This window comes from Acinetobacter sp. GN11, from assembly GCF_054823985.1.
Map to the genome: position 1 here is coordinate 1 of NZ_JRVL01000120.1, position 7180 is coordinate 7180.

8 protein-coding genes are annotated in these 7180 nt (G+C 36.4%); 6 read left to right on the forward strand and 2 right to left on the reverse strand.

Features of this window, described 5'->3' with window-relative positions; all coding sequences use genetic code 11:
* The first annotated feature begins 67 nt into the window (after positions 1–67).
* Positions 68–532 carry a hypothetical protein gene (locus tag NL42_RS11720; RefSeq protein ID WP_461312872.1) on the forward strand — a complete coding sequence of 155 codons (465 nt, stop codon included), beginning with the start codon at positions 68–70 and terminating at the stop codon, positions 530–532.
* Positions 533–677: 145 nt separating this feature from the next.
* Here NL42_RS11720 and NL42_RS11725 read toward each other — a convergent pair whose 3' ends face one another.
* On the reverse strand, positions 678–1550 hold the full coding sequence (locus NL42_RS11725) for an NAD(P)-dependent oxidoreductase (protein ID WP_461312873.1): 873 nt from the start codon (positions 1548–1550) through the stop codon (positions 678–680).
* Positions 1551–1560: 10 nt separating this feature from the next.
* Positions 1561–2646 (reverse strand): alpha/beta fold hydrolase, encoded by a 1086-nt coding sequence (locus NL42_RS11730; protein ID WP_461312874.1) that lies wholly within the window; start codon positions 2644–2646, stop codon positions 1561–1563.
* Positions 2647–2781: 135 nt separating this feature from the next.
* Here NL42_RS11730 and NL42_RS11735 point away from each other — a divergent pair, with 135 nt between their 5' ends.
* From NL42_RS11735 to NL42_RS11755, 5 genes are all read left to right on the forward strand, one after another.
* Entirely contained in the window at positions 2782–3969 is a 1188-nt protein-coding gene (locus NL42_RS11735) for an O-succinylhomoserine sulfhydrylase (RefSeq protein ID WP_461312875.1), read from the forward strand.
* A 195-nt stretch (positions 3970–4164) separates the two neighbouring features.
* Positions 4165–4398, forward strand: a complete 234-nt coding sequence (locus tag NL42_RS11740) for a hypothetical protein (protein ID WP_016138223.1) — start codon at positions 4165–4167, stop codon at positions 4396–4398.
* 280 nt (positions 4399–4678) lie between these two features.
* The gene (locus NL42_RS11745; RefSeq protein WP_004642711.1) at positions 4679–5008 is read left to right on the forward strand and encodes a YbaB/EbfC family nucleoid-associated protein; all 330 of its coding nucleotides are present in this window, start codon (positions 4679–4681) and stop codon (positions 5006–5008) included.
* A gap of 9 nt (positions 5009–5017) precedes the next feature.
* The gene (recR, locus tag NL42_RS11750; RefSeq protein ID WP_017390620.1) at positions 5018–5614 is read left to right on the forward strand and encodes a recombination mediator RecR; all 597 of its coding nucleotides are present in this window, start codon (positions 5018–5020) and stop codon (positions 5612–5614) included.
* A gap of 328 nt (positions 5615–5942) precedes the next feature.
* Positions 5943–7067: a ribonuclease D gene (locus NL42_RS11755; protein ID WP_461312876.1), complete on the forward strand. Its 1125-nt coding sequence runs from the start codon at positions 5943–5945 to the stop codon at positions 7065–7067.
* Positions 7068–7180: the final 113 nt, after the last annotated feature.

Genomic DNA, 7180 nt, shown 5'->3' on the forward strand with positions numbered 1-7180 from the left:
TATATGCATCATACTTCCTTAAAGAATCTGATTATTCATCGGAGACAAGATTAAAAGGAAATAGAGAATGTCACAGTTTTTACTCGTTGCTGAAAGCGTTTATATAAAATCTGAAGAAGATAAGTTTTTCTCGAAAGATATTATTGAGCATTTAAATAGCTTAATAAGTATTATTAGACAAGAGATAAAAGGAACTTCATACAGACTAAAATATAATTTTATTGATTTTGAAGAGTGTTTAAATAAGCCTAGTGAAGAATGTACAGTTAAGCTTGATATTAGCTTAATGCCAGCATTTAAGAATAAAGGCGAATACATTATGTGGTTGGCAAGTTTCATTGAAAAAATAACATTAGGAGGAAGAGAAAATTTTCCTCCACTTGCAAATACTTTGCTACCGAGCTGTATGCTTGCCAATCCTTATTTAAAAAAAATGGAACAGGCTAAGGTTGTGTCTGAAAAAAGTGCGCAGATGATTGTAAATTACTTCAAATCACCTGATTACAAAAACATTATTCGAGTACCGACATAGCATAAAGCTTTCCTATATTCAGTTTTCAGGCTATAGAAAAGTTCTTTATAAATATACTTACTTTAAATAATCGGGTTTTCACACCATGATTTTTCATCTTATTAAAATAAGCATCTTTAATAAGTAGTCATTTAAAGGATCAAATTTACTCTAAGGTGATCTTTGTCCATGCTTCATACATTTTCACTGCCGCAGAGAAATCACTGTTGTCTTCAGCCGTTAAATGAGCAGCTTGAATTAAACTTTGTGTTAATGACAAAAGTGGGGCAGGAAGCTTAGCTTGATGGACTAAATCCAGAGCAATTCCTGTGTCTTTGGCAAGAAGAGGTAAGCCAAAGGTTACTGGGAATTCACGACTCAGTACACGCTGAGGGAAGATAGTCTCTGTTACCAGACTTTTACCACTTGAAGCATTAATACACTCTAAAGCTTCGTTCAAGCTTACTCCATGCGCTTTTAAAGCACTGAAACCTTCTGCAACAGACCAAAGGTTGACTGCGAGTAACATATTATTAACGGCTTTTACGGCAAATCCAGCGCCAGACTCACCCACATGTTTAATTAATTTTCCTACCGCTTGTAGAGCTGACAATGCGCGTTCGAAAGCTGCTGCATCACCCCCCACCATTACAGTCAAAGTTGCATTTTCAGCTCCTACGGTTTGACCGCTTACTGGAGCATCTAGAAAATCAACATTTAACTGTTTTAATAAGCTTGCTAATGTGCGGGCAGAGTCAGGAACGCCACTGGTACAGTCTATCCAGATTGCTCCAGATTTAATTTCTACACTATTAATAAGTGCTTCTACATCAGTACTTGTTGGTAAGCATGAAAAGATAATATCTGCTTGTACCGCTTGCTCTAATGAAACAGCTTTTGTGCCATATTCTGCTGCATGTTGTTTGGCTTTTTCGAAATTTCTATTCCATACATAGACGGTATCGAAGTGTTTTGGTAAATGCGCTGCCATACGGTAGCCCATTGCACCCAAACCAATAAATGCAACAGATTGACTCATGACCTTATCCTTAAATTTGTGTTGAACGTTCGGCGAGCCATGCAGCCAGTTTCGGCCAAAACTCCAGAGCACTTGCTTGACTCGACATTAAGCCTAAATGACCACCGGGGATGAGAGTAAACGTGACATCCTGACTGCTTGTCAATTGACTTAATGGCGAAGCAGCGTCAGCAGTGACCAACTGATCACTACGACCCGCGCCAACTAAGAGGGAACAATCTATATTTTTTAATTCGATTTTCTTATCTTTTAACTGAATAAAGCCACGTTTTAAAGGATTTTGTAGCCAGACATTAAACAACATGTCCTGATTAATGCCACCCGGATAGTCAATCATATTATTTAAAAAGTTACTTAGGGTGGCATGCTCTTGTACAAATTGCAGGTCATCAAGATTCTTTAGCAATTGCACATGTCCATCAAACCATCCTTTAGGATCGAGAATTTTGAAACCTAATGAATTTAAAATTCCGGGACTGTGGATCAGACGTTTTGGCAATCCAGAGTAAATACGTTCCTGAATTTTCTTATTGCGACCAATCAAATGGTTCATTGTCCGATAGAGCTTACCAATATGGCCAGATGCATAACTATCAATTGGACTACCCAGAACAATTAAATTTTTAATGTAGTTGGGTTGGTTCAGAGCAGCATATAAAGTAACGAATATGCCTGCCATACTCCAGCCATGGAGCGAGATTTGCTCACTTTTTGAATGTGTTCGGATGATTTCAATCGCTTTAGGAATGAAATCTTCAATAAATGATAAAAAGTTAAGGTGTCTATCTTTAAACTTTAAGCGTCCCCAATCGACTAAATAAACATCAAAACCTGCATTTTGAAAGTATTTAATAAGAGAGCGATAAGGATATAAATCATAAATCGCCATATTAATTGCGAGTGGGGCAACAAATACTAATGGTTCCTTAAATTTTTTTTGTGTTGCTGAGTAATAACGAATACGGGTTTGATTGAATTCGCCAATCACCTCAAAGGGGGTGCTTTGAGATAGTACTAATGTTTTTGAATGAAATAGTCGGGCAGAAAGGTGCTTGATTTGGCTTTGTTCTGAGACAAGGGACTTTAAGCGTTTCATCTTGCTTTACCAACTATTTACTAAAATTAAATAAAGTCTAAGCGATAATTTTCAGGTTTACCTTGACCTTAAATACCTTAGACACTCAAAATGATGATAGTTTTTTAGTACATGACCAGTAAAGGCGAACATTTAATGAACCAGTCTGATGATTTAGAATACCAACTTGATACTTTAGCCATTCGTACCGGACATACTCGTAGTTTTGAAGGTGAGCATGGCGAACCGATTTTTTTGACATCATCTTTTGTATATGAAAATGCAGAAGAAGCTGCAGCAAAATTTTCTGGTCAGGTTCAAGGGAATATCTATTCACGTTTTACCAATCCGACTGTATCGATGTTCGAAAAACGCTTGGCAGCTTTAGATGGTGCTGAACGCGCTGTTGCGACAAGCTCTGGAATGGGCGCGATTTTGTCAGTTACTATGGCATATCTAAAAGCGGGTGATCATGTCATTTGCTCAAGAGCAGTTTTTGGTTCAGTTGTTGCCTTGTTTGAAAAATATATTGCCAAGTTTGGTGTAGATATTACATTTGTTGATTTATGTGATTTGGATGCATGGAAAAATGCAGTACGTCCAGAAACTAAACTTTTATTTGTTGAGTCGCCGTCTAATCCTCTAGCCGAGATCGCAGATATTCAAGCGCTTGCAGATATTGCCCATGCGCATGGCGCATTACTGGCGGTTGATAACAGTTTTTGTACGCCTGTTTTACAGCAACCATTAAAGTTTGGCGCAGACCTTGTAATTTACTCGGCAACTAAATATTTAGATGGGCAAGGACGTGCATTAGGTGGTGCTGTTGTTGGTAATCATCAGTTGTTAGAAGAAGTTTTTGGTGTTGTCCGTACGCTTGGACCATCAATGAGTCCATTTAATGCATGGATTTTCTTAAAAGGTTTAGAGACTTTACGTTTGCGTATGAAAGCACACTGTGAAAGTGCTCAAATTCTTGCAGAATGGTTATCTACTCATGAAAAAGTAGAAAAAGTTTATTACGCTGGTTTGCCAACTCAAGAAGGTCATGAACTTGCTGCTAAACAGCAAAGTGGTTTTGGTGGGATTGTTTCTTTCGTTGTTAAAGGCGAACGTGAAGGTGCTTGGAAGGTAATCGATAATACCAAGTTTATTTCTATTACGGGTAACTTGGGCGATGTGAAGTCAACAATTACACATCCTGCAACGACTACACACGGCAAACTTTCTGCTGAAGCAAAAGCCGCAGCAGGCATCCAAGAGGGTTTAATCCGTGTATCTGTGGGCTTAGAAGATATTAATGACATTATTCGTGATATCTCACGTGGTCTCGATCTGATCTAATTATCTCGATCGAAATAATTCTTTTTGGTTCTTTTGTTCATGAAACCATTTCTTTAATCGAGATGGTTTTTTATATTTAAATGTTACCCAATTTTCAGAATTGCAATAAAAAACCTACATTTTTGTTTAAATGAGAGCTTAGAGCGCAGGGTATAAAGGCTTTAAATTTAATTAAAAGAAATGTGAGTTTTTAAAATGCTTAAGCCTATTGCTATCGTTGTTGTGGTGGGGGTAATCGGGGTAGTTGGATACAAATTGCTGACCAAACCGAATCAGAACCCAGCGAATGAAACAACCTTATTGATTAACAATGCAGAGAAGTCTGTGCAAGAAGCAGATAAATCTATTCAAGAAGCAAATACCTCCTTTAAGAAAGTTCCTTTAAGTGAATACAAAACAATTGATAAAGGGTTACAGGCATCTCGATAGTGATCTAAATTTTTATAAGACTTGAATGTAAATATTTAGGTATTTATGAAGTGTGTCTAGGTTTAACCACGCTATTCATGTAGCTACGTAAAATAGAGCTAGAGATACTGATAGAAAACATTAGTCTATTGTGTCAGAATTACGGATTAATTTGAGTTCAATGCACTAATCTGTATGGATTTTAATCACATGGGTTGGTTCAATGAGATTAAGTTTTTATAAAGTATTACCAGATAACGAATAATACTTTAAAGATTTGATAGAGATACGGAGTAAAGTTATGAATATCAATATGCTCATGCAGCAAGCGCAGCGCATGCAAAAAGATATGGAAACAAATATAAAAAAGGCGAAAGAAGAGCTTGCCCAAACTGAAGTCCAAGCAGAAGCTGGTGGTGGTTTGGTTAAAGTAACCATGAATGGGCGCTATCTTGTAAAACGTATCGAAATTAACCCTGAATTACTTCAAGATGAACCAGATATGATTGAAGATTTGATTGCTGCAGCGGTAAATGATGCTGTGCGTCAAGCAGAAGTTATTTCAGAAGAAAAAATGCAAAAAGCGAATTCTGGTATGGGCTTGCCACCTGGCTTAGCGGGCATGTTCTAAGGAAGTTCTGTGTTTAGTGATAGATTTGAACAACTCGTTCAAGCTTTACGTATATTGCCTAGCGTTGGTCCGAAATCGGCTCAACGTATGGCATTACATCTTTTGATGAAAAATCGAGAAGGTGCGTTCGCATTAGCTCATGCTTTACATGAGGCTTCAAGTTATATTCATGAGTGCAGCGTTTGCCATTCTCTAACTGAAAATGAAATTTGTGATATTTGTGCCTCAACTGAGCGAGAAGATCAACTATTGTGTGTAGTTGAATCACCAGCAGATGTAATGGCGATTGAGCAAAGTGGTAGTTTTCGAGGTAAATACCATGTTTTAGGGGGACATCTTTCTCCTTTGGATGGTATTGGTCCAGAAGAAATTGGTATTCCTTATCTGATTCAGCGCTTAAGTCAAGGCACTATTGAAGAAGTGATTTTAGCAACTAATGCGACTGTAGAGGGACAGGCAACCGCTCATTATTTGGTAGAGGCGACTAAGCACTTACCTATACACATGACGCGTATTGCTCAAGGTGTACCGCAAGGTGGTGAACTTGAGTATGTAGATAGCCATACCTTAAGTCAGGCAGTTCATAACCGTATGAGAATGAAATAAGCATTCCGATGCTTATTTCATTGATGCGATATAAAATTGAATTAAATTTATTAATTTAGCTATTAAAGGCAAATATTATTTTGTCTTTAATTAGAAAAAATCGTTTAAATAAAATATGAATGCACATAAGAATGAAAAAGATCTTAGAGATTTTAAAGAATGAGTATTTGGAGTTAACTTTAAAAGTATAAATAAAAGATCAAAAAATTATCTATTTTCGAAAAATTGTTCAAAAATAGAGTATTCATAAAGGTTTAAGTGGTAATTTCCTACTTCTATGTTATATATACCAGAGTTCTAAGCACTCTTTGCATTTACTTGAGAAAGCATGTTTCAGTTTATCCAACAGCAAACCGAATTGGTTGATGTTCTTCAAAAAATGGATCAATGTTCGATATATGGACTTGATACAGAATTTATTAAGGTTGACACACTCTGGCCTAAACTTGGGGTATGCCAAGTCAATGTAAATGGTAATGTCTATCTGTTGGATGGTGTTTCATTAGATCTAAGTCAGTTTTGGAAAAAAATATTTCTCGCACAGCAAAATATTTTCCATGCATGTGGGGAAGACATCGATTTAATCTATCATTACGCTGATCAAGAAGATTTGCTTAATGTGTTTGATACTCAAGTGGGTCTTTCTTTCTTAGGTCACGGACTACAAGTGAGTTACCAAGGCGCTTTAAAGCTTTGTCTCGATATTGACATTGAAAAAGATCAAACAAGATCCGATTGGTTGGCTCGACCTTTATCACCTCAGCAACTCTGTTATGCAGCCAATGATGTTCTATATATAATGAAGTTAGCTCATCATATTCAAGAACAACTTAAGCAGAAAGGGCTTTATGACTATGTTCTTGAAGATTGTAGTAGTTTAACTAAAGAAATTATTAGTGAAACGCCTAAAGAGTTACTCTATACCGATGTTGGTAATTATCGTCATTCGCGCCGTCAATTGATGCAATTGCAAAATTTAAGTGAATGGCGTGATTACATTGTTAAAGCGACGAATCAGCCACGCAGTTTTATTCTTAGAAACTCAACCATGATTGATATGGTTGAAAAGAATCCACGTAATAGTTTTCAACTCTCGCAAGTTAAAGATATTCGCCCAAATGTAGTTCGTGAATATGGGAAAACAATTCTAGAATTACTGAAAGATTTACCTAATGAAAGTGAATGGCCAACAAGAATTGCCAAACCTTTTAAAGTAACATCTAAAGAAACTTTAAATAAAATGGATATGGTACTTGCCCATGCAATAAGTGAAACTTCTATTCCTAAAGAAGTATTGCTTAGAAAGAAATGGCTAAATGCAATTCATCAACATGTTCTTTCTCAAGGGGATGAACAAGATTTACCTGATTATCTTTTGGGTTGGCGTTACGAGCTATTAACTCAACCATTAATTCAGTTATTTCAAGAAGAAAAACAAAGTCTATCAATTTAAAATGATGTGATAGTTAAAATTTAAAAGCTCATCTTCGTGATGGGCTTTTTTAATGAAGAGTAATGAATAATTTAAATTGAGTAAAAAGACCGCATAACAATTGCGGTCTTTTG